The 19778-nt window shown below is 49.4% G+C and carries 20 protein-coding genes; 19 read left to right on the forward strand and 1 reads right to left on the reverse strand.

Features of this window, described 5'->3' with window-relative positions:
- The first annotated feature begins 187 nt into the window (after positions 1-187).
- From J2X05_RS13410 to greA, 17 genes are all read left to right on the forward strand, one after another.
- Positions 188-841: a DUF4304 domain-containing protein gene (locus J2X05_RS13410; RefSeq protein ID WP_310073270.1), complete on the forward strand. Its 654-nt coding sequence runs from the start codon at positions 188-190 to the stop codon at positions 839-841.
- A gap of 184 nt (positions 842-1025) precedes the next feature.
- On the forward strand, positions 1026-1490 hold the full coding sequence (nrdR, locus tag J2X05_RS13415) for a transcriptional regulator NrdR (RefSeq protein ID WP_310074004.1): 465 nt from the start codon (positions 1026-1028) through the stop codon (positions 1488-1490).
- A 7-nt stretch (positions 1491-1497) separates the two neighbouring features.
- Positions 1498-2637, forward strand: coding sequence for a bifunctional diaminohydroxyphosphoribosylaminopyrimidine deaminase/5-amino-6-(5-phosphoribosylamino)uracil reductase RibD (ribD, locus tag J2X05_RS13420; RefSeq protein WP_310073273.1), 1140 nt, complete (start codon positions 1498-1500; stop codon positions 2635-2637).
- A 12-nt stretch (positions 2638-2649) separates the two neighbouring features.
- Positions 2650-3225, forward strand: a complete 576-nt coding sequence (locus J2X05_RS13425; protein ID WP_310073274.1) for an RDD family protein — start codon at positions 2650-2652, stop codon at positions 3223-3225.
- 33 nt (positions 3226-3258) lie between these two features.
- Positions 3259-3915 carry a riboflavin synthase gene (locus J2X05_RS13430; RefSeq protein WP_310073276.1) on the forward strand — a complete coding sequence of 219 codons (657 nt, stop codon included), beginning with the start codon at positions 3259-3261 and terminating at the stop codon, positions 3913-3915.
- 31 nt (positions 3916-3946) lie between these two features.
- Entirely contained in the window at positions 3947-5062 is a 1116-nt protein-coding gene (gene ribBA / locus J2X05_RS13435) for a bifunctional 3,4-dihydroxy-2-butanone-4-phosphate synthase/GTP cyclohydrolase II (protein ID WP_310073278.1), read from the forward strand.
- A gap of 50 nt (positions 5063-5112) precedes the next feature.
- Entirely contained in the window at positions 5113-5583 is a 471-nt protein-coding gene (gene ribH, locus J2X05_RS13440) for a 6,7-dimethyl-8-ribityllumazine synthase (RefSeq protein ID WP_310073279.1), read from the forward strand.
- Positions 5584-5665: 82 nt separating this feature from the next.
- The gene (gene nusB, locus J2X05_RS13445) at positions 5666-6154 is read left to right on the forward strand and encodes a transcription antitermination factor NusB (protein ID WP_310073281.1); all 489 of its coding nucleotides are present in this window, start codon (positions 5666-5668) and stop codon (positions 6152-6154) included.
- An 85-nt stretch (positions 6155-6239) separates the two neighbouring features.
- Complete coding sequence (thiL, locus tag J2X05_RS13450; protein ID WP_310073283.1) at positions 6240-7205, forward strand: thiamine-phosphate kinase; 966 nt, start codon at positions 6240-6242, stop codon at positions 7203-7205.
- Complete coding sequence (locus J2X05_RS13455) at positions 7205-7699, forward strand: phosphatidylglycerophosphatase A family protein (RefSeq protein WP_310073284.1); 495 nt, start codon at positions 7205-7207, stop codon at positions 7697-7699. Before thiL ends, J2X05_RS13455 begins: the two co-directional genes overlap by 1 nt.
- Positions 7700-7708: 9 nt before the next feature.
- Positions 7709-8350, forward strand: a complete 642-nt coding sequence (locus J2X05_RS13460) for a retropepsin-like aspartic protease family protein (RefSeq protein ID WP_310073286.1) — start codon at positions 7709-7711, stop codon at positions 8348-8350.
- Between the two features lie 65 nt (positions 8351-8415).
- Positions 8416-9018, forward strand: a complete 603-nt coding sequence (gene ribA / locus J2X05_RS13465) for a GTP cyclohydrolase II (RefSeq protein WP_310073287.1) — start codon at positions 8416-8418, stop codon at positions 9016-9018.
- 42 nt (positions 9019-9060) lie between these two features.
- Positions 9061-9864 carry a 4-hydroxy-tetrahydrodipicolinate reductase gene (dapB, locus tag J2X05_RS13470; protein ID WP_310073288.1) on the forward strand — a complete coding sequence of 268 codons (804 nt, stop codon included), beginning with the start codon at positions 9061-9063 and terminating at the stop codon, positions 9862-9864.
- A gap of 43 nt (positions 9865-9907) precedes the next feature.
- On the forward strand, positions 9908-10816 hold the full coding sequence (locus J2X05_RS13475) for a DUF808 domain-containing protein (protein WP_310073290.1): 909 nt from the start codon (positions 9908-9910) through the stop codon (positions 10814-10816).
- Between the two features lie 399 nt (positions 10817-11215).
- Positions 11216-12376 carry a glutamine-hydrolyzing carbamoyl-phosphate synthase small subunit gene (gene carA, locus J2X05_RS13480; RefSeq protein WP_310073293.1) on the forward strand — a complete coding sequence of 387 codons (1161 nt, stop codon included), beginning with the start codon at positions 11216-11218 and terminating at the stop codon, positions 12374-12376.
- Between the two features lie 11 nt (positions 12377-12387).
- A complete protein-coding gene (carB, locus tag J2X05_RS13485) occupies positions 12388-15609 on the forward strand; it encodes a carbamoyl-phosphate synthase large subunit (protein ID WP_310073295.1) in 3222 nt (1073 codons plus the stop codon).
- Between the two features lie 9 nt (positions 15610-15618).
- Positions 15619-16098 (forward strand): transcription elongation factor GreA, encoded by a 480-nt coding sequence (greA, locus tag J2X05_RS13490; RefSeq protein WP_310073297.1) that lies wholly within the window; start codon positions 15619-15621, stop codon positions 16096-16098.
- A 75-nt stretch (positions 16099-16173) separates the two neighbouring features.
- Here the strand turns inward: greA and J2X05_RS13495 are convergent, their stop codons facing one another.
- Positions 16174-16476 (reverse strand): YhbY family RNA-binding protein, encoded by a 303-nt coding sequence (locus J2X05_RS13495; RefSeq protein ID WP_133684458.1) that lies wholly within the window; start codon positions 16474-16476, stop codon positions 16174-16176.
- A 409-nt stretch (positions 16477-16885) separates the two neighbouring features.
- Here J2X05_RS13495 and ftsH point away from each other — a divergent pair, with 409 nt between their 5' ends.
- Both ftsH and folP read left to right on the forward strand, forming a co-directional pair.
- Positions 16886-18793 (forward strand): ATP-dependent zinc metalloprotease FtsH, encoded by a 1908-nt coding sequence (gene ftsH / locus J2X05_RS13500; protein ID WP_310073300.1) that lies wholly within the window; start codon positions 16886-16888, stop codon positions 18791-18793.
- A gap of 99 nt (positions 18794-18892) precedes the next feature.
- A complete protein-coding gene (folP, locus tag J2X05_RS13505; RefSeq protein ID WP_310073302.1) occupies positions 18893-19753 on the forward strand; it encodes a dihydropteroate synthase in 861 nt (286 codons plus the stop codon).
- The last annotated feature ends 25 nt before the right edge of the window (positions 19754-19778 follow it).

A 19778-nucleotide genomic window follows, 5' to 3' on the forward strand; every position in this document is an offset into this window, starting at 1 on the left:
GAAAATAGCAGTTAATAGCGGTTGATTTGACGTTTTTTGATTGCATTGCGTTAGTTGAGCAAGATTGATTGAAAATCAGAAAATAATTGGGCAAAAGTTAGTCAATTAAATATTAATCAATTGGCTGCAGGAAAAATTAGTGGTTATTAGGTTTTTCTACGGCTTCGTTAGCCAATGGAAAAAGCGAATGAGCAAAAGTGAAGTCGTAATTGAAGTGGATGCAATTCAAAGCTCCATTCGTAACTCACTCAAGGAATTCGGGTTCAAAGTTCGTGGGCGTACTTTTAACAGACAAACCCTTGATGGTCTTACGCAAGTTATAAATTTCCAAATGGGACAATCCGAACCTCCGGCTAGTGTATTCATTCCGGGTTTAAAAGAAAATTTCTACGGGCTGTTTACTGTAAACCTTGGTGTGTATGTCCCCGAAGTTGCTGAATTTCACGGAGGGTGCTTAGCGAAATCATGGGTTCAAGAATACAATTGTTGTATTCGTGATCGTTTAGGGCCCTTAAGTGGTTTAACCAAAGACATTTGGTGGCGAACCCAAAATACGCCTGCTGTAACTGAGGAAATTCGAACTTTGTTGCTTACGTTCGGACTTAATTTTTTAAATCGCTTTGAAAGTCGAGCGTGTATTCTAAAAGAGCTAGAAGGTGCTGAAAATAATTTAAGCTACTGCAACACACCGAGAATAGTTAGTTCAATTATTTACACTAAGCAAAATGAAACAGAAAAAGCCCGAAACCTGCTACAGAAACAGGTTTTAGAGACTCATAATATACGCCATCCTGAATATGTAAGAGCGCTCGCTATACGTCTAGGTTTGGGTGTAATTTAACAAGGCTAACAAGCGACTGCGGGAAAAATCCGGGCAAATTACTCGGCCTGGTGGTTATCTAGGTGAGTGCAGGCTTCCTCTCATCCTCCCACCACAAGGGCTATGAATACCCCTCGCCACAGCCAGATTTACTAGATTTTGTGCTAGTATGCGCCCACTTTATCAATCGCTGGGGCCGATGATCATGCATTGTCCGTTTTGTAGTGCGGAAGATACCAAAGTTATAGATTCACGCCTGGTGGCGGAAGGCGATCAGGTGCGCCGTCGTCGCGAGTGTTTATCCTGCCATGAGCGCTTCACCACTTTTGAAGTGGCCGAATTGGTGATGCCGCGCATCATCAAGCAAAACGGTACCCGCGAACCCTTCGATGAAAACAAACTGCGCGCCGGTTTATTGCGTGCGCTGGAAAAACGCCCGGTGAGTATCGAGGCGATTGAATCGGCCATTAACCATATCAAACACTTTTTGCAGGCGACCGGCGAGCGCGAAGTAAAGGCATTGCTGGTAGGCGAGAAAGTGATGGAGCAATTGCAAAAGCTCGATGAAGTTGCCTATGTGCGCTTCGCTTCTGTGTATCGCCGCTTTAAGGATCTCAACGAATTCCGCCAGGAAATCGACCGCCTCGAACAGCAACCTGAAAACGACTAATTTTCTGATGACCCTATCTTCGGTTGATTTTGAATTTATGGCGCATGCATTCCGTTTGGCGGAGCGCGGCCTTTACACCACCATGCCCAATCCGCGTGTCGGTTGTGTGCTGGTGAAGGACGGGCAGGTGATCGCTGAAGGCTGGCATGTCCGCGCCGGTGAAGCCCATGCCGAGGTTAATGCGTTAACTGCGGCGCGCGACTCTGCAGTTCACGACGGCGCGCGCGGCGCAACGGCTTATGTAAGCCTTGAACCCTGCAGCCATACCGGTAAAACCGGCCCCTGCTCGCAAGCCTTGATCGATGCCGGTATCGCGCGGTTGGTATATGGCATGGAAGATCCCAATCCGCTCGTTTCGGGCAATGGCATCGCCATGGTGCGCGCTGCGGGTATTCAAGTTGATGGCCCGGTTTTGGAAGAGGATGCGCGTGTGCTCAACCCCGGTTTTGTCCGCCGCATGGAACGCAAACTGCCTTACGTGCGCTGCAAAATGGCGATGAGTATTGATGGCCGTACTGCTATGGCTTCGGGCGAAAGCAAGTGGATTACAGGCCCCAAAGCGCGTGCAGATGTGCAGCGTCTACGTGCTCGTTCATGCGCGATTATTTCCGGTGTCGATTCCATCTTGCAGGACAACGCTTCACTCACCGTGCGTGTGGATGAGTTGGGTTTGCCTAACGCTGAAGAGGCCGCCGCGAAACAACCGCTACGGGTGATCCTCGATTCACAACTGCGCACACCGCGCACCGCCTTGATGTTTAAACAATTCACCCCGATATTGCTGGTACACAATGGCAAGGTTGAGGCTGAGCAATTACAAGGCTGGCCGGATTTTGTTGAGCTGATTGCGTTGCCGGGTAAAGATGGCCGTATCGATTTAAACGCGCTCTTACGCGAGCTCGCCCGTCGTCATTGCAATGAAGTGCTGGTTGAGGCGGGTGCTACGCTTTCCGGCAGTTTTTTACGCCGTGGGCTGCTCGATGAAATTATTATGTACATGGCCCCGAAGCTATTGGGCAACAATGCGCTGCCACTGTTTGGTTTGCCGCTGGATACTATGTCCGCCGCGCTCTCACTGAAAATTAAAGATATTCGCGCCGTCGGGCGTGACTGGCGTATCACCGCCGTGCCCGACACTGAATACTAGATAGGTAACACCTTGAACGATCAAGCTCCCGATTTACAACCCGCTCCAAATTCACCGCAGGTGGACAATTCGGCTTCGCTCGGCCAGCGTTTTGCGGCGTTTATGCTGGATGGCGTGTTCATGGTCATTTCGATGATGTTCCTGATGCAGTATCTGGGAATGACCGAATTTGACCCGAACAAGGCGCAGGATGCCCAGGCGATGCAATCCGAAATCCTTGCCAAAGTGGCCGCTTTGTCGAATGGACAAAAGGTATTGCTCGCGTTGTTTCCCTACATTTCATTTTTGGTATTACACGGGTATTTGCTCAGCCGCTACGGGCAAACCATCGGCAAGCGCATCATGGGTATTGCCATTGTAACTATGGATAATCGCGTCCCGCCGTTTTTCCAATTGATCGTCCAGCGCTATTTGATCCAATGGTTGGCAGGCCGTGTGCCTATGGTGGGTGGCATATTGCGCTTGGTGGATATTCTGGCGATTTTCCGTGCGGACAAGCGCTGCATCCACGATCATCTTGCCGGCACTAAAGTGATTGATTTAAGAATCCCTGTTACCCAAGGCAAACCAACCAGCATCATCGTATAAGTCTCTCGACTATCGCGATTCCGAGGTAAATCTATGTTCACCGGAATTATTGAAGCCATCGGCGAAGTGGTGGCGTTGCAACCTAAAAATGGCGATCTGCGTCTGCGCATCAAAACCCACAGCTTGAATCTGGGTGATGTACATCTGGGGGACTCCATCGCTACCAACGGCGTTTGTCTGACGGTGGTGGATTTGCCCGGCGATGGCTATTGGGCGGATGTATCGCGCGAAACTTTGGATAACACCACCTTGCCCGGCTGGAAAGTTGGCCAGCGGGTTAATCTGGAAAAAGCCCTGACCCCGCAAACCCGCTTGGGTGGCCATATTGTTAGCGGCCATGTCGATGGTGTAGGCGAAGTTGTCAGTCGTCATCCTGACGCGCGCTCCGAGCGCTTTCGCATCCGTGCGCCCAAGTCATTGGCAAAATATATCGCCCACAAGGGGTCAATCACGGTAGATGGTACTAGTCTTACCGTTAATAAAGTGGACGGCGCCGAATTTGAACTCAACATCGTCCCGCACACCTTGCAGTGGACCATTATGGATAGCTACAAGACTGGTACTCAGCTCAATCTGGAAGTGGATGTGCTCGCTCGCTACCTTGAGCGCCTGATGCTTGGCGACAAAGCCGCCGAAGGTGAAGGGCAGGGCATTACCCTGGAATTTTTGGCGAAGAATGGTTTTGCTTAACCGGAATTACTTCCTTACATAGAGATTGTCTATGCAACTCAACACAATTGAAGAACTGATCGAAGACCTGCGCCACGGCAAAATGGTCATCCTGATGGATGACGAAGACCGTGAAAACGAAGGCGATTTGATTATGGTCGCCGAGCAGGTGCGCCCGGAAGATATCAACTTTATGGCGACTCACGCTCGCGGTTTGATCTGTTTAACCCTATCGCCTGAGCGCTGCAAACAACTGGATTTGCCGCTGATGGTGAGCGACAACAAATCCCAGCACACCACTAATTTCACTTTATCGATTGAAGCAGCAGAAGGTGTTAGTACCGGTATTTCGGCGGCCGATCGCGCGCTGACTGTGCGTGCAGCGGTAAAAGCTAATGCCAAGCCGACAGACATAGTGCAGCCCGGTCACATCTTCCCCTTGATGGCGCAACCGGGTGGTGTTATGAGCCGTGCGGGTCATACGGAAGCTGGTTGCGACCTTGCGCGTCTGGCCGGTTTCGAGCCAGCGGCGGTGATTGTTGAAGTGATGAACCCCGACGGCACCATGGCGCGCCGCGCGGATCTTGAGCAATTTGCCGAGCAACATCACCTGAAAATCGGTACCATTGCCGACCTGATTCACTACCGCGCCACCAAAGAGAAAACCGTTGCCTGCATCAATACCCGCAAAGTAGAAACCCTTTACGGTGAATTTGAACTGCGCACTTATCGCGATCTGGCGCGCGGCGATCTGCACTTTGTGATGATCAAAGGCGAGATAGATGCCGAGCCAACGCTGGTTCGTGTACACGTTATGGATATTGCCCGCGACGTGTTGAGCCTCAAGCGCACGTCAGTCGCTGGTGGCAAAAGCTGGACCTACCAGGATGCGCTGCGCAAAGTGAGCGAAGAGGGTAAGGGTGTCGTACTGCTGATCTGCCACGACGAATCGACTAAAGAAGTTGAAGACAGCATCGATTGGTTGATCTCCGGCAAACAAATGCGCCGCAGCTCGGAAGTGCTCTACAAACAAGTGGGCACCGGCTCGCAAATCCTGCGTGATTTAGGCGTGCGCAAAATGCGCGTGATGTCGGCGCCCATGCGCTACTCAGCGCTCTCGGGTTTTGATTTGGAAGTAGTTGAATATATTTGCCCTGAGGGTGACTAAAAGGTTTTCCCTGAGGGCGATTAACAATTTCATCGTTAAGAGAAAATAGCATGAGCAATATCAAAGTAGTTGAAGGTGATTTTTCCGCGTCAGCAGGTAAGTACGCGTTGATCGTTAGCCGTTGGAACAGCTTTGTTGTAGAGAGTCTGAAAGACGGCGCATTGGATACTTTGCGCCGCCACGGCATCAAAGATGAAAATGTCACCATCTATTACGCTCCCGGCGCTTTTGAATTTCCATTGACTGCACAAAAAATTGCAGCGAAAAAAGAATTCGACGCGATCATTGCGTTAGGTGCAGTCATTCGCGGTGGCACACCGCACTTTGATTATGTTGCGGGCGAGTGCGTTAAAGGTTTAGCTCAGGTTTCCTTGCAATATGGTGTGCCCGTAACCTTTGGTGTACTGACTGTTGATTCAATCGAGCAAGCAATTGAACGCTCGGGCACCAAAGCGGGTAACAAAGGTGTTGAGGCTGCTTCCACCGCACTGGAAATGGTTTCCCTGTTTGGGAAAATATAACGCCCGTTACGATTTAATTGTTGTTATTTTTATTTCATGCCCGTGCACGCGGGCATTCAAGTTCTTTATCAGGTAATTGTTCATGACTACTCCTTCAGGTCAAGCCGGAGCATCCGCGCAAAAAGGCCACACCGCTGCAACCCGCCGTATGGCTCGTCACTACGCGATGCAAGCGCTGTATCAATGGCATATGACCGGTAATTCGCTCAACTCAATCGAAGCAGAATTCCGCACCGATAACGATATGAGCAAAGTGGATGTGGAATATTTCCACGATATCCTCCACGGTGTGCCTGAACATTTAAGCGAACTTGATGCCGTTTACGAACCCTTTCTGGTTGATCGCTCACTGGCAGAATTGGATGCAATCACTCGCGCGCTGCTGCGTCTTGCCACCTACGAATTTAAATTCCGTATTGATGTTCCATACAAAGTAGTCATCAACGAAGCTGTTGCCTTGGCGAAAAAATTTGGTGCAGAAGACAGTCACAAATTTATCAACGGTGTGTTAGATAAAGCGGCCGTGGTATTGCGCGCATTGGAAGTCAACGCCGAACGCAAAAGCCGTTAATTGTTCGGGCGATTGTCCGTCGCTCTTCGTTCCAAAGGCGATTCAACTCTTCTAAAACGGCTTAATTTTTTAAAAAGACGTAAAAGTGCCCAGTGAATTCCAACTGATCCAACAATTTTTCCAGCGCGAGCAAGCCGAGCAGCCTGCCGAAGGCGTGTTGCTGGGGATTGGTGATGACTGCGCACTTTTGCAAATCCCCGCTGGAAAGCAACTAGCAGTATCGGTCGATACGCTGGTTGCTGATGTGCATTTTCCTAGGGATGCTGATCCCGAACTAATTGCCGAGCGCGCATTAAGAACCAATTTAAGCGATCTCGCCGCTATGGGCGCAGATCCGCTCTGGTTCACACTTGCACTGACCCTACCGGAAGCCAATGAAGACTGGCTGCGCAGTTTTAGTCGTGGGTTATTTAAATGCGCGCGCGCATACGGCATTGCATTGGTTGGAGGAGATACGACATCAGGCCCCTTATCGATTACGATCCAGGTGATGGGTGCAACCCAACCGCAACACACACTGCGGCGCGATGGTGCCAATATTGGTGATTTTGTTTTAGTGACCAATTTTGTGGGTGACGGTGCAGCTGCATTGGCCGCAATTCAAAATACCCAACAATTTACCGATGAGCATACAGACTATTTGCAGCAACGTTTTTATCGCCCAACACCGCGTTTGGCTGAGTCTGCATTAATTCGTGAACTCGCCAGCAGTGCATTGGATATTTCTGATGGTTTGGTTGCCGACTTGCAACATATATGCGATGCAAGTGATTTGGGGGCGGTGATTGATGTCGAAAACTTGCCGCTATCACCTGCGCTAAAATCTTTAAACAATGATGCGCAAGCTTACCAATGGGCGCTCAGTGGTGGCGATGACTACGAACTGTGTTTTACGGTTCAGCCTGAAAAGATGGCTGATATCGCTATGTTAATTGCGCAGGGAGAATTACAAGCCACAGTGATCGGGGAAATGATCGCAGGCGGTAAAGTCATCTGTGAGTACGAAGGCGAACCATTCAAGTTGGCTAAAACGGGGTACCAACATTTCTAATGAGCACTCCCACGTTTAAACAATTGCTCGCCAATCCTAACCATTTATTTGCATTTGGATTTGGCAGTGGCCTTGCCAAAAAAGCTCCCGGCACTTTTGGCACACTTGCAGCGATTCCGTTTTTTTTGCTATTGCAAAATTTATCCTGGCCAGTGTATTTGAGTTGGTTAATAGTGACCTTTGCATTAGGTGTGCTCTGGTGTGACCGCTCATCCCGGGCACTAGGAGTGCACGACCATGGTGGTATTGTGTGGGACGAATTTGTCGGCTTCTGGATCACTATGTTTATGGCGCCCACTGGTTGGCTGTGGATACTCATCGGGTTTGTGTTGTTTCGGTTTTTTGATGTTCTGAAGCCCTGGCCAATCAATTGGCTGGATAAAAAAGTGCACGGGGGTTTCGGCATAATGATCGATGATGCGCTCGCCGGGATTTATGCGTTCATTTTTTTACAATTGGCAGCTCTCTGGTGGGGCGTTTCATTGTTCGGATAGGGAGTTCGCATGTTGTATTACTGGTTGAATCTTTCGTTGATTGCGTGTGTTTTTTTTGCTGCTCAGGTGAAAGCGATGGATTTGCAGGTAAAAATGTTGGCAAAGGATGCCGCGCTAATTGTTGTTGATGGTAAGCAGCGCATGTTACGTGTAGGCGCGGTCAGCCCTGAAGGAGTTAAGTTGGTATCAGCAGATGGTCTTCATGCAGTAGTTGATGTGGCTGGCAAGCGAGAAACATTGAAGTTAAATCGAAAAATCTCTACACAATTTATTCAGGCGGAAAAAGCGGAAGTGCGTATAGCCTCCGCAGAAGGTGGACATTACTTTACGCAGGGGAAAATCAACGGCACTTCAGTTAAGTTTATGGTTGATACTGGTGCGACTGGTATTGCAATGAATTACCGTGAAGCTGAAAAAATTGGTATTGACTACCTTGCGGGAACTCCCATTTCTGTGAGAACGGCGAATGGTGTTGCGCAAGCATACGCGGTTGTTCTGAATCGTGTTTCCGTGGGCGATATTGAGCTTAATCAGTTGACCGCAGCTGTCAGCACAACAGAGTCACCGGAGGTGATTCTATTGGGCAATAGTTACCTGGGTAAAGTGAATATGTCCATCGCTAACGGTGTGTTAGTTCTTACAGAAAAGTAAATGTAATTAATAAGCAGTTAATTTTTTAGAGTGCTCTTTTTATGAAAGAGCAATAGAGGTCTTCAGTGACAATTCGATTTATAGAGTCCTGTAAATTGCCAACTCCCTTTGGGGTGTTTGTGATGCATGGTTTTACTGATGCTGAAACAGATAAAGAGCATGTTGTGTTAACAATGGGTGATATTAATGACCCTGCACCTTTGCTTGCCCGTATTCATTCCGAGTGTCTTACTGGTGATGGATTATTTAGTCTGCGATGCGATTGTGGACCACAGTTACAGGCTGCTATGCACAAAATTGGCGTTGCTGGACGCGGGGTGATTTTTTATTTGCGCCAGGAAGGGCGCGGTATCGGATTGCTGAATAAAATCAAGGCTTATCATTTGCAAGACCAGGGCGCCGATACGGTAGAGGCCAATGAGCAATTGGGTTTTGGTGCAGACATGCGCGATTACTCCATCCTCAAGCCCATGCTCGAACATCTCAATATCAAAGCTTTAAAATTGCTCACCAATAATCCACGTAAAGTAAAAGCCTTGCAGGATATGGGCATCAATGTAGTGGAACGCATCCCGCATCAGACTGGCCGCAATCCTCACAACGCAAAATACCTTGAAACAAAAGCAGGTAAGCTTGGCCATTTGTTTAATAGTGAAGACGACGAATAATGTTTAATTTTTTTGCAATGATCTTTTATCGAGAGTAAGACAATGACAAGAATAGCAATCGCCGGTGCCGCAGGCCGTATGGGCAAGGCGTTGATTGAAGCCACACAAAAAAATCCACAAACCACATTGGGTACTGCAACCGTGCGTGCAGGTAGTTCACTGGTGGGTGTGGATGCCGGTGAGCTGGGTAATGTGGGAAAACTCGGTGTAACCCTGGTAGATAACATCGCCGATGTAATCGACCAATTCGATGTGTTGATCGATTTCAGCTCGCCGCTCGCGACACTCGATCATGTAAAAATTTGCGCAGCGCACAATAAGCCTATCGTCATTGGTACCACCGGATTCAGTGCCACAGAAAAAGCGGATCTGCTCTCCTATCAAACACAAATTCCTTTGCTGTTATCGGCCAATTTTTCTACCGGTGTAAACCTGTGTTTTAAATTGCTCGATTTAGCCGCGCGGGTATTGGGCGATGAATACGATGTGGAGGTCTACGAGGCGCATCATCGTCATAAAGTCGATTCACCTTCCGGCACTGCGGTGCGTATGGGTGAAGTACTCGCGAATGCATTGGAGCGCGATTTGGATAAAGTGGCGGTTTATGGTCGCGAAGGCCAAATCGGTGCGCGTCCGCGCGATACTATTGGTTTTGCCACTGTGCGCGGCGGCGATGTAGTGGGTGATCACACAGTGATGTTTATGGCTGATGGAGAGCGTGTGGAAATTACTCACAAAGCATCAAGCCGTCTGGCATTTGCCAACGGCGCCGTGCGCGCAGCAGTATGGTTGCAACAACAAAAATCCGGTTTGTTTGATATGCAGGATGTGTTGGGTTTGCGATAAATTTAAAATCAACTTTCCAGAAAATCGCTCAGGGAATTAAAGAATGGCTGGTTCCAGTTTATTAGCATTGCTTGATGATATTGCTACAGTGCTCGACGATGTGGCGGTTATGACCAAAGTCGCTGCGAAAAAAACAGCCGGTGTACTGGGCGATGATCTAGCGCTTAATGCACAGCAAGTTGCGGGTGTGCGCGCAGAACGCGAGTTGCCCGTGGTATGGGCGGTTGCCAAAGGTTCTGCGCTCAATAAAGCGATTCTGGTTCCCGCCGCACTGTTTATCAGCGCATTTGTTCCCTGGTTAATTGTTCCACTGCTGATGATCGGTGGTGCTTATTTGTGTTTTGAAGGATTTGAAAAACTCGCGCACAAATATTTCCATTCCAAAGCAGAGGATTCCGCACATCATCGCGAATTGATCGAAGCTGTTGCCAATCCGGAAGTGGATATGGTCGCTTTCGAAAAAGAAAAAATTAAAGGCGCCGTGCGTACGGACTTTATTCTTTCGGCAGAAATCATCGTTATCGCACTTGGGTCGGTAGCTGCTGCGACTTTTGCCAAGCAGGCCGCAGTGGTCGTCAGTATTGCGGTATTGATGACTGTGGGCGTCTATGGGTTTGTCGCATTGATTGTGAAGTTGGATGATATAGGCATGCACCTGTGCAAAAAGCCCAACCCAGTTGCACAATTTTCCGGAAATTTTTTACTGGCCGCTGCTCCGCGCCTGATGAAGCTCTTATCCGTATTGGGTACTGCGGCGATGTTTATGGTCGGCGGCGGTATTGTGACGCACAGTATTCCTGTTATTCATCATTGGATTGAGCATGCTGCTGCCGCAACTGAACCGGTGGGTTGGTTGACTTCGTCGGTATTGAACGGTGTGGCGGGTGTGGTGATTGGGGCCTTGGTGTTGGCGGTGGTGAGTTTGGTTGGGAAGTTGTTTCGTAAAGGCTGATACTGGCCCGATTCGGGTAGATTCCAATGGACAGGCGCGGGCGAGTCCCGTAGAATTCGCAGCCAGATTGCGGCCGCCTCAAACGGCTCTGCACAAAGAATACAAAACGGTTCGCACAAGAACATAAAAAGGCGAGATGAGATTTGAGTTTCATCTCGCTTTTTTACAACCAAACGTTTTACAGTCAGATTAATTTTGCCTTTTAACTCAATGACTTATCGCGATGTTCACTTTATAAGTGTCAATGCGACTGACTTTTTGAGCCTGAAAAAACTGAACGTCTGTGCGATTTGGATGACGAACCTACAACGATTTATTAGCTTGCTTTAAGGGTATCCCGCAGGGTTAGTGACTGCCGGTGTTCTCCAAGCCAAAACCCAACCAGCTCAGGAGGTTGTTTTGACTACTCAGGAATCCCTTCCTGCCCCGAAGAAGGCCATTTTGGTCCTTGCCGATGGTAGTGTTTTCCGTGGTACCGCAATTGGTGCTGAAGGTTTATCAGTGGGTGAGGTGGTGTTCAATACCGCAATCACCGGCTATCAGGAAATCCTTACCGATCCATCCTACGCCCAGCAAATTGTTACCCTCACTTATCCCCATATCGGCAACACCGGTACCAACAGCGAAGATGAAGAGTGCGAGCGCATTTGGGCCACTGGCCTGGTGATTCGCGATCTGCCATTGCTTGCCAGCAGCTTCCGCAATCAGGAAAGTCTTTCCGATTATCTTAAGGCGCGCAATGTGATTGGCATCGCCGATATAGACACCCGCCGCTTGACCCGTATCCTGCGCGATAAAGGCGCCCAAAACGGCTGCTTGATGGCGGGTGATGATATTGACGAAGCCAAAGCCCTCGCTGCTGCCAAAGCTTTCGGCGGTTTGAAAGGCTTGGATCTCGCCAAAGAAGTAACAGTGAGTGAGTCATACACTTGGAATGAAAGTAGTTGGGTGTTGGGCGAAGGCCACAAAGCCCTGACCGGCGCGAAAAAATTCAAAGTAGTCGCTTACGATTACGGTGTGAAGCGCAATATCCTGCGCATGCTTGCGGATCGTGATTGCGAGTTGATTGTAGTGCCCGCCAAAACCACAGCTGCCGACGTACTGGCAATGAATCCGGACGGTGTTTTCCTCTCTAATGGCCCTGGCGATCCTGAGCCATGCACCTATGCCATCGAAGCGATTAAAAATATTCTGGAAACCGATACTCCGGTATTTGGTATTTGCCTCGGCCACCAATTGTTGGCCTTGGCCTCCGGCGCCAAAACCATCAAGATGAAATTTGGCCATCACGGCGGCAACCATCCGGTACAGGATCTGGAATCCAAACGTGTGATGATCACTGCGCAGAACCACGGTTTTGCGGTAGAAGAATCCAGCCTGCCCGCCAACCTCAAGGCGACACATAAATCCTTATTCGATGGTTCCTTGCAAGGTATTCATCGCACCGATAAGGCCGCGTTCAGCTTCCAGGGTCACCCTGAAGCCAGCCCCGGTCCACATGATGCCGATACCTTATTCGACCACTTTATTGAATTGATGCAAGCGCGCAAGGCGTCCTAATCGGAGCAGACATGCCAAAACGTACAGACATAAACAGTGTATTGATTCTCGGCGCTGGCCCGATTGTAATCGGCCAGGCGTGTGAATTTGACTACTCGGGCGCACAAGCCTGTAAAGCCCTGCGCGAAGAGGGTTACCGCGTTATTTTGGTGAACTCCAATCCAGCCACCATCATGACCGACCCGGCGATGGCGGACGCCACCTACATCGAGCCGATTGAATGGCAAACCGTAGAAAAAATTATTGAAAAAGAACGCCCCGATGTAATCCTGCCCACCATGGGCGGCCAAACGGCGCTCAACTGTGCGTTGGCGCTTGCTAAACACGGTGTGTTGGAAAGGTACAATGTTGAGTTGATTGGCGCGAAAGAAGAAGCCATCAACATGGCAGAAGACCGCAATTTGTTCGACCAGGCGATGAAGCGTATTGGCCTTTCATGCGCTCGCGCGAAAATCGTTCATACCTTGGAAGAGGCGAAAGAAGCACCGAAAGAATTCGGTTTCCCATGCATCATTCGCCCGTCATTTACCATGGGTGGTTCCGGTGGCGGTATCGCTTACAACTGGGACGAGTTCGAAGAAATTTGTACGCGCGGTTTGGATCTGTCACCGACCAATGAACTGCTGATTGATGAATCCCTGCTCGGTTGGAAAGAGTACGAGATGGAAGTTGTGCGTGATAAAAACGACAACTGCATCATCGTCTGCTCGATTGAAAACTTTGATCCGATGGGTGTGCACACCGGCGACTCGATCACCGTTGCTCCAGCGCAAACCCTTACCGATAAGGAATACCAGATCATGCGCAATGCATCGATTGCGGTATTGCGTGAAATCGGCGTGGAAACGGGCGGTTCCAACGTGCAATTTGCGGTGAATCCAGTTGATGGCCGCATGGTGGTGATTGAGATGAACCCGCGTGTATCGCGTTCATCCGCACTTGCATCCAAAGCGACGGGCTTCCCGATTGCAAAAATCGCTGCCAAGTTGGCGATTGGTTATACCCTCGACGAATTGCAAAATGAAATTACCGGCGGCGCAACACCGGCATCATTTGAGCCATCGATCGATTACGTCGTTACCAAAGTGCCACGCTTTACCTTTGAAAAATTCGGTGACGCTGATGCGCGTTTAACAACGCAAATGAAATCCGTTGGTGAGGTGATGGCGATTGGTCGCACTTTCCAGGAATCGCTGCAAAAAGCGTTGCGCGGTTTGGAAGTGGGCTCGGCCGGTTTTGAATCCAAAGTGGATTACACCACTGAAGAAGGCGCTGCAAAAGTTCGCCGCGAATTGACGACTGCTGGTGCCGAGCGTATCTGGTATCTCGGAGATGCGTTCCGCATGGGCATGAGCGTCAATGATGCATTTAATCTGTCGAAGATCGATCCATGGTTTTTGGTGCAAGTAAAAGAGTTGATCGATATCGAGCAGTCGCTGCGCGGTAAATCACTCACCGATCTCGATGCAGACAAATTGTTCCAGCTCAAGCGCAAAGGTTTTTCTGACAAGCGTTTAGCACTGTTGGTAGGTGCGACTGAAAAGGCCGTGCGTCATCATCGCCAAGGGTTAAACATTCGCCCGGCTTACAAGCGTGTAGATACTTGTGCGGCGGAATTCTCTACCTCGACTGCTTACATGTATTCGACTTACGAAGAAGAGTGTGAAGCTAACCCGAGCGATAAGAAAAAGATTTTGGTTATTGGCGGCGGCCCTAACCGTATCGGTCAAGGTATCGAGTTCGATTACTGCTGTGTACACGCCGCATTAGCGATGCGCGAAGATGGTTACGAAACCATTATGGTTAACTGTAACCCTGAAACCGTATCGACCGATTACGACACGTCTGATCGCTTGTTCTTCGAGCCAGTGACTCTGGAAGACGTATTGGAAATCGTCCACAAAGAAAAACCGGTTGGTGTGATTGTGCAATTCGGTGGCCAGACGCCGCTGAAATTAGCGCGTGCATTGGAGGCGGAAGGCGTGCCCATTATCGGCACCAGCCCGGATGCTATCGACAAAGCGGAAGACCGCGAGCGCTTCCAACAAATGATCCACAAGTTGGGTCTGTTGCAGCCGCCAAATGCGATCGTTCGTTCGCTGGAAGAAGCATTACTTGCTGCTGATAAAGTTGGCTATCCATTGGTCGTTCGCCCGTCTTATGTATTGGGGGGCCGGGCGATGGAAATCGTTTATAAAGAAGATGAGCTGCGCACTTATATGCGTACTGCGGTACAAGTATCAGAAGATGCTCCGGTTTTGCTTGATCACTTCCTCAATAATGCTATCGAAGTCGATATTGATTCTGTGTCTGATGGCCAACAAGTTGTGATCGGCGGCATCATGCAACACATTGAACAATGTGGCGTTCACTCCGGTGACTCGGCTTGTTCGCTGCCACCTTACTCTCTACCTGCCGATGTGCAGGACGAAATGCGCGAGCAAGTAAAACAAATGGCAATTGAGTTGGGTGTTATCGGTTTGATGAACACCCAGCTCGCGTATCAAGATGGCAAAATTTATGTCATCGAAGTAAATCCGCGTGCATCGCGCACTGTGCCGTTTGTGTCCAAATGTATCGGTTTGTCGCTGGCGAAAGTTGCTGCACGCTGTCAGGCAGGCACCTCTTTGGCGGAGCAAGGCTTTACCAAAGAAATTATCCCAACCTATTTCAGCGTGAAAGAAGCGGTATTCCCGTTCAATAAGTTCCCGGCCGTTGACCCGATCCTCGGGCCAGAAATGAAATCGACCGGTGAGGTGATGGGCGTGGGCGATACCTTCGGCGAGGCCTATGGCAAATCACAATTGGGCGCTAGCAACCGTATTCCTGCGACCGGCACTGCGTTCCTGAGTGTTCGCGATATGGATAAAGATGGTATTGTCGGCGTGGGTATCGATTTGGCGAGTCTTGGATTTAAACTGGTTGCTACACGCGGTACTGCGTCAGTGTTAAAAGCAGCTGGTTTGGATGTGCAGATCGTCAATAAAGTTCAGGAAGGTCGCCCGCATATTGTGGATATGATCAAGAATGACGAGATCGATTTAATCCTCAATACTGTGGAAGGTCGCCAGGCTACGCGCGATTCATCATCCATTCGCCGCAGTGCCGAAAATCACCGTGTCTATTACAACACCACATTGGCTGCAAGTCAGGCTGTATGTATGGCGCTGAAACAAGGTCAACATATTGAAGTGCGCCGTTTGCAAGATTTGCATCAGCGCCTGAATAAATAAGGATTGTCCATGAGCACCAAGTTCCCCATGACTAATCAAGGCGCTGAAAGATTAGCGCTTGAATTGGAAGACCTGAAAAAAGTACAGCGCCCGCGCATCGTTAACGCGATTGCCGAGGCGCGTGCCCACGGCGACTTGAAAGAAAACGCTGAGTATTCTGCCGCGCGTGAGCAGCAGAGTTTTTGTGAAGGCCGCATTCAGGAAATTGAAGGCAAGCTTAGCAATGCGCAAATTATTGATGTGACCAAAATCCCGCATACCGGCAAAGTGATTTTTGGCACTACCGTTACCATCATTAATCTTGATACTGATCAGTCAGTGACTTATCAGATCGTGGGCGATGACGAGGCGGATGTAAAAGCCAATAAAATCTCGGTCAACTCACCTATTGCGCGCGCATTGGTGGGGAAGGAAGAGGGTGATGTGGTGGTGGTCAGAGCACCGGGCGGCGATGTAGATTACGAAATCGATAAAGTAGAGCATATCTAGCTGATCCAGGAATTATCACCCATAAAAAACCGCCATTTAACGGCGGTTTTTTTATGGGTATTTAGCTCTGTGATCTTAACGCTGCACATTAGAAAGCTTGGGATTGGCTCTTTTATTGTGGCGATAGAGTAAAACTACTTTGCCAATTTCCTGAATCAGTTCAACATTGGGCAGGGCTTCAAGCTCGGCGACGACTTCTTTGCGTTCGTCGCGCTCGGCAATGGCCAGCTTTACTTTGATCAGCTCATGGTCATCTAACGCACGATTGAGTTCGGCGAGTACGCCATCGCTCAAGCCATTACCGGCAATGGTGACAATGGGATTAAGCTTGTGGCCAATAGTACGAAATTGTTTTTTACGCTCAGGATTAATCGGCATAAACTTACCTTAAGGATTGGAAGAAATAATGGTGGTCATTCTACTCCATTCTGCGTTCCGACGTTTGGATTTGCCTGGCTGGTTGCCTTAGTTTTACTACTAGGCGTATGTGGATTTACAAGTCGGGGCTTGCAATTTGAGCACCAGCCCCCAAATGACTTGCATAGATAAGTTTGTCTGGCGGCTCGTCTAAGGTATCCTGATTGTTCGTATTTCAAGGTGATGAATGCTACCTTGAAAGTCAGATTCAGGCGTCAAAAAGGCGTTAAGCTATGAAAAATTCGACGATTTCAACTGGTAAATGTGCAAGTATCTGCTGTCGGTAAACCATAGCTAATACTACTAGCCTATTGATTGGGTGTTTATTGCCAGCCATTAATAAATTTGATGTAACTGTGAGGAATTTTCCTTGAACGATATAACCAAGAATCTCGTGCTTTGGCTGGTCATTGCTGTAGTCCTTTTCAGTGTCTTTGAGGGCTTCAACAAGCAATCCACTAGCAACACGCTCAACTACTCCGATTTTATCTCCAGTGTGCGCGATGATCGGGTGCAGGAGGTAACCATTGATGGTTTGGTTATCGAGGGGATCTATAAGGACAATACTACCTTTAAGTCTATTCGCCCCAATCTGCAAGATCCCAAGTTGATTGACGACCTTTACAACCACAATGTAGTGATCAAAGGGCGCGAAGTTGAGCAGCCAAGCCTGTTGAACCAATTGCTGGTCGCCAGTTTCCCTATTTTGATCATTATTGCAGTCTTCTGGTTCTTTATGCGTCAGATGCAAGGTGGCGCTGGCGGTAAAGGCGGCCCTATGAGTTTTGGTAAAAGTAAGGCGCGTCTGCTTGGTGAAGATCAAATCAAAACAACCTTTGCCGATGTGGCAGGGGTCGATGAAGCCAAAGAAGAAGTGCAGGAGCTTGTGCAGTATTTGCGCGACCCCACCAAGTTCCAGCGTTTGGGCGGCCAGATCCCGCGTGGTGTATTGATGGTAGGCCCACCAGGTACCGGTAAAACCTTGCTGGCCAAAGCCATTGCCGGCGAAGCAAAAGTTCCTTTCTTTTCAATCTCCGGTTCTGACTTTGTTGAGATGTTTGTCGGTGTAGGCGCAAGCCGGGTACGCGACATGTTTGATCAGGCCAAGAAGCAGGCGCCGTGCATTATTTTTATCGACGAGATCGATGCCGTGGGTCGTCATCGCGGCGGTGGACATGGTGGCGGTCACGATGAGCGCGAACAAACTCTGAACCAGTTGTTGGTCGAGATGGATGGTTTTGAAGGTAACGATGGCGTAATCATTATCGCTGCAACTAACCGTGCCGATGTGCTGGATAAAGCGCTGTTACGCCCAGGTCGTTTTGACCGTCAGGTTTATGTTGGATTGCCCGATATTCGCGGCCGCGAGCAAATTCTGAAAGTCCATATGCGCAAAGTGCCATTGGAGGATCGCGTCAGTGCATCAGTCATCGCGCGCGGCACGCCGGGCTTTTCCGGTGCTGAGCTGGCTAACCTTGTCAATGAAGCAGCTTTGATGGCAGCGCGTGGCAACAAGCGTTTGGTCACTATGGAAGACTTCGAAAAAGCGCGCGATAAAATCATGATGGGTGCAGAGCGCAAATCCATGGTGATGAGCGAAAAGGAAAAAGAAAACACTGCTTATCATGAGGCTGGGCACGCCATTATTGGCTGTGTAGTGCCAGAACATGATCCGGTGCATAAGGTGACTATTATTCCTCGTGGCCGCGCATTGGGTGTTACCCAGTATCTGCCCGAGGAAGACAAATACAGTTATAGCAAACGCTCATTGGAGTCGCGTTTGTGTACGCTTTTCGGCGGACGCATCGCAGAAGAAATGACTTTGGGAATCGATGGCGTTACTACCGGTGCGTCGAATGATATCGAACGTGCTACCCAGCTGGCACGCAACATGGTGACCAAATGGGGCTTGTCCGCTAAGTTGGGTCCACTGCATTACGGCGAGGAAGAGGGCGCTTATCCGGGCATGGCGACACAACAATACTCTGATGACACTTCGCGCAATATCGATGAAGAAGTGCGCCGAATTATTAATGACTGCTATGCACGTGCTACCAAAATTCTTGAGGATAACCGCGATATTCTGGAATCGATGAAAAATGCCCTTATGGAATATGAAACCATCGATGCTGAACAGGTTGCTGATTTGATGGCGCGCCGTAAAGTGCGCCCGCCGCGCGAGTGGAATGATGATGATTTCAACAGCCATTTGCGCGATAAGGATGCCTCTGGGGAAACCCCGGCAGGCCCTATAGGTGGCCCAGCTAACACGCATTAATTTTTTGTATTTTTGCCAATAATAACCCCGGGCTTGCTCGGGGTTATTGTTTTTCCCTCTATCAGTTTTAATCACCTCAAAAATAGCTTAGGCATTTGAATGCAATCCCATCCAGATAAAACCCTTCTTATTTGCGGTAGACATCAACTTGATCTCACTCGCCCTGTAGTGATGGGAATTCTCAATACTACGCCGGACTCCTTTTCCGACGGAGGCAGCTATTACACCGGCAGCGCGCTGAATCTGGATCTGGTTGTGCATCGCGCAGAACAGATGATGGCAGAAGGCGCGCAGATCATTGATGTTGGCGGGGAATCAACAAGGCCAGGCGCCGCAACAGTATCTGAGCAAGAAGAGTTGGATCGTGTTGCCCCTGTGGTCGAGGCATTGGTTGATAAACTGGGTGCATTAGTCTCGGTCGATACCAGCACCGCGAGTGTGATCACCGAATCGGCAAAAAAAGGTGCAGGATTGATTAATGATGTGCGCGCACTTCAGCGTGACGGTGCATTGCTTGCTGCTGCTGCTAGCGGTTTGCCTGTCTGTTTGATGCATATGCAAGGGCAACCTGACAGCATGCAGCAAAACCCACACTACGATGATGTGATAGCAGAAGTGAGTGATTTTTTACACGCACGTATAGCGGCTTGTCATGCACAGGGTATTCCTTCAGAGCGAATTATTCTCGATCCCGGGTTTGGCTTTGGTAAAACACTCGCGCATAATCTCGCGCTTTTACGGCGCTTGCCGGAGTTGGGTGACTGGGGTTATCCCTTGTTGGTGGGTATGTCGCGCAAGTCCATGGTCGCGCAGTTGCTCAATCGTCCGGTTGATGGGCGTTTACCGGGCAGTTTGGCTTTGGCAATGCTGGCAGCTGAACGCGGCGCTGCCATTATCCGTGTGCATGATGTTGCTGCCACGGTAGATGTATTAAAGGTTCTCGCTGCTGTGGTTGAATAATCGCAGCGCATTTTTTTGTTAGCGG

Source organism: Cellvibrio fibrivorans, from assembly GCF_031457055.1.
GTDB lineage: Bacteria > Pseudomonadota > Gammaproteobacteria > Pseudomonadales > Cellvibrionaceae > Cellvibrio > Cellvibrio fibrivorans.

Coding starts and splice junctions, on each gene's coding strand:
- J2X05_RS13410 (WP_310073270.1), top strand. CDS start 188: ATGAGCAAAAGTGAAGTCGTAATTGAAGTGGATGCAATTCAAAGCTCC.
- ribBA (WP_310073278.1), top strand. CDS start 3,947: ATGCAACTCAACACAATTGAAGAACTGATCGAAGACCTGCGCCACGGC.
- J2X05_RS13460 (WP_310073286.1), top strand. CDS start 7,709: ATGTTGTATTACTGGTTGAATCTTTCGTTGATTGCGTGTGTTTTTTTT.
- nrdR (WP_310074004.1), top strand. CDS start 1,026: ATGCATTGTCCGTTTTGTAGTGCGGAAGATACCAAAGTTATAGATTCA.
- dapB (WP_310073288.1), top strand. CDS start 9,061: ATGACAAGAATAGCAATCGCCGGTGCCGCAGGCCGTATGGGCAAGGCG.
- ribD (WP_310073273.1), top strand. CDS start 1,498: ATGACCCTATCTTCGGTTGATTTTGAATTTATGGCGCATGCATTCCGT.
- J2X05_RS13495 (WP_133684458.1), bottom strand. CDS start 16,476: ATGCCGATTAATCCTGAGCGTAAAAAACAATTTCGTACTATTGGCCAC.
- ribH (WP_310073279.1), top strand. CDS start 5,113: ATGAGCAATATCAAAGTAGTTGAAGGTGATTTTTCCGCGTCAGCAGGT.
- greA (WP_310073297.1), top strand. CDS start 15,619: ATGAGCACCAAGTTCCCCATGACTAATCAAGGCGCTGAAAGATTAGCG.
- nusB (WP_310073281.1), top strand. CDS start 5,666: ATGACTACTCCTTCAGGTCAAGCCGGAGCATCCGCGCAAAAAGGCCAC.
- carB (WP_310073295.1), top strand. CDS start 12,388: ATGCCAAAACGTACAGACATAAACAGTGTATTGATTCTCGGCGCTGGC.
- folP (WP_310073302.1), top strand. CDS start 18,893: ATGCAATCCCATCCAGATAAAACCCTTCTTATTTGCGGTAGACATCAA.
- J2X05_RS13455 (WP_310073284.1), top strand. CDS start 7,205: ATGAGCACTCCCACGTTTAAACAATTGCTCGCCAATCCTAACCATTTA.
- J2X05_RS13475 (WP_310073290.1), top strand. CDS start 9,908: ATGGCTGGTTCCAGTTTATTAGCATTGCTTGATGATATTGCTACAGTG.
- J2X05_RS13430 (WP_310073276.1), top strand. CDS start 3,259: ATGTTCACCGGAATTATTGAAGCCATCGGCGAAGTGGTGGCGTTGCAA.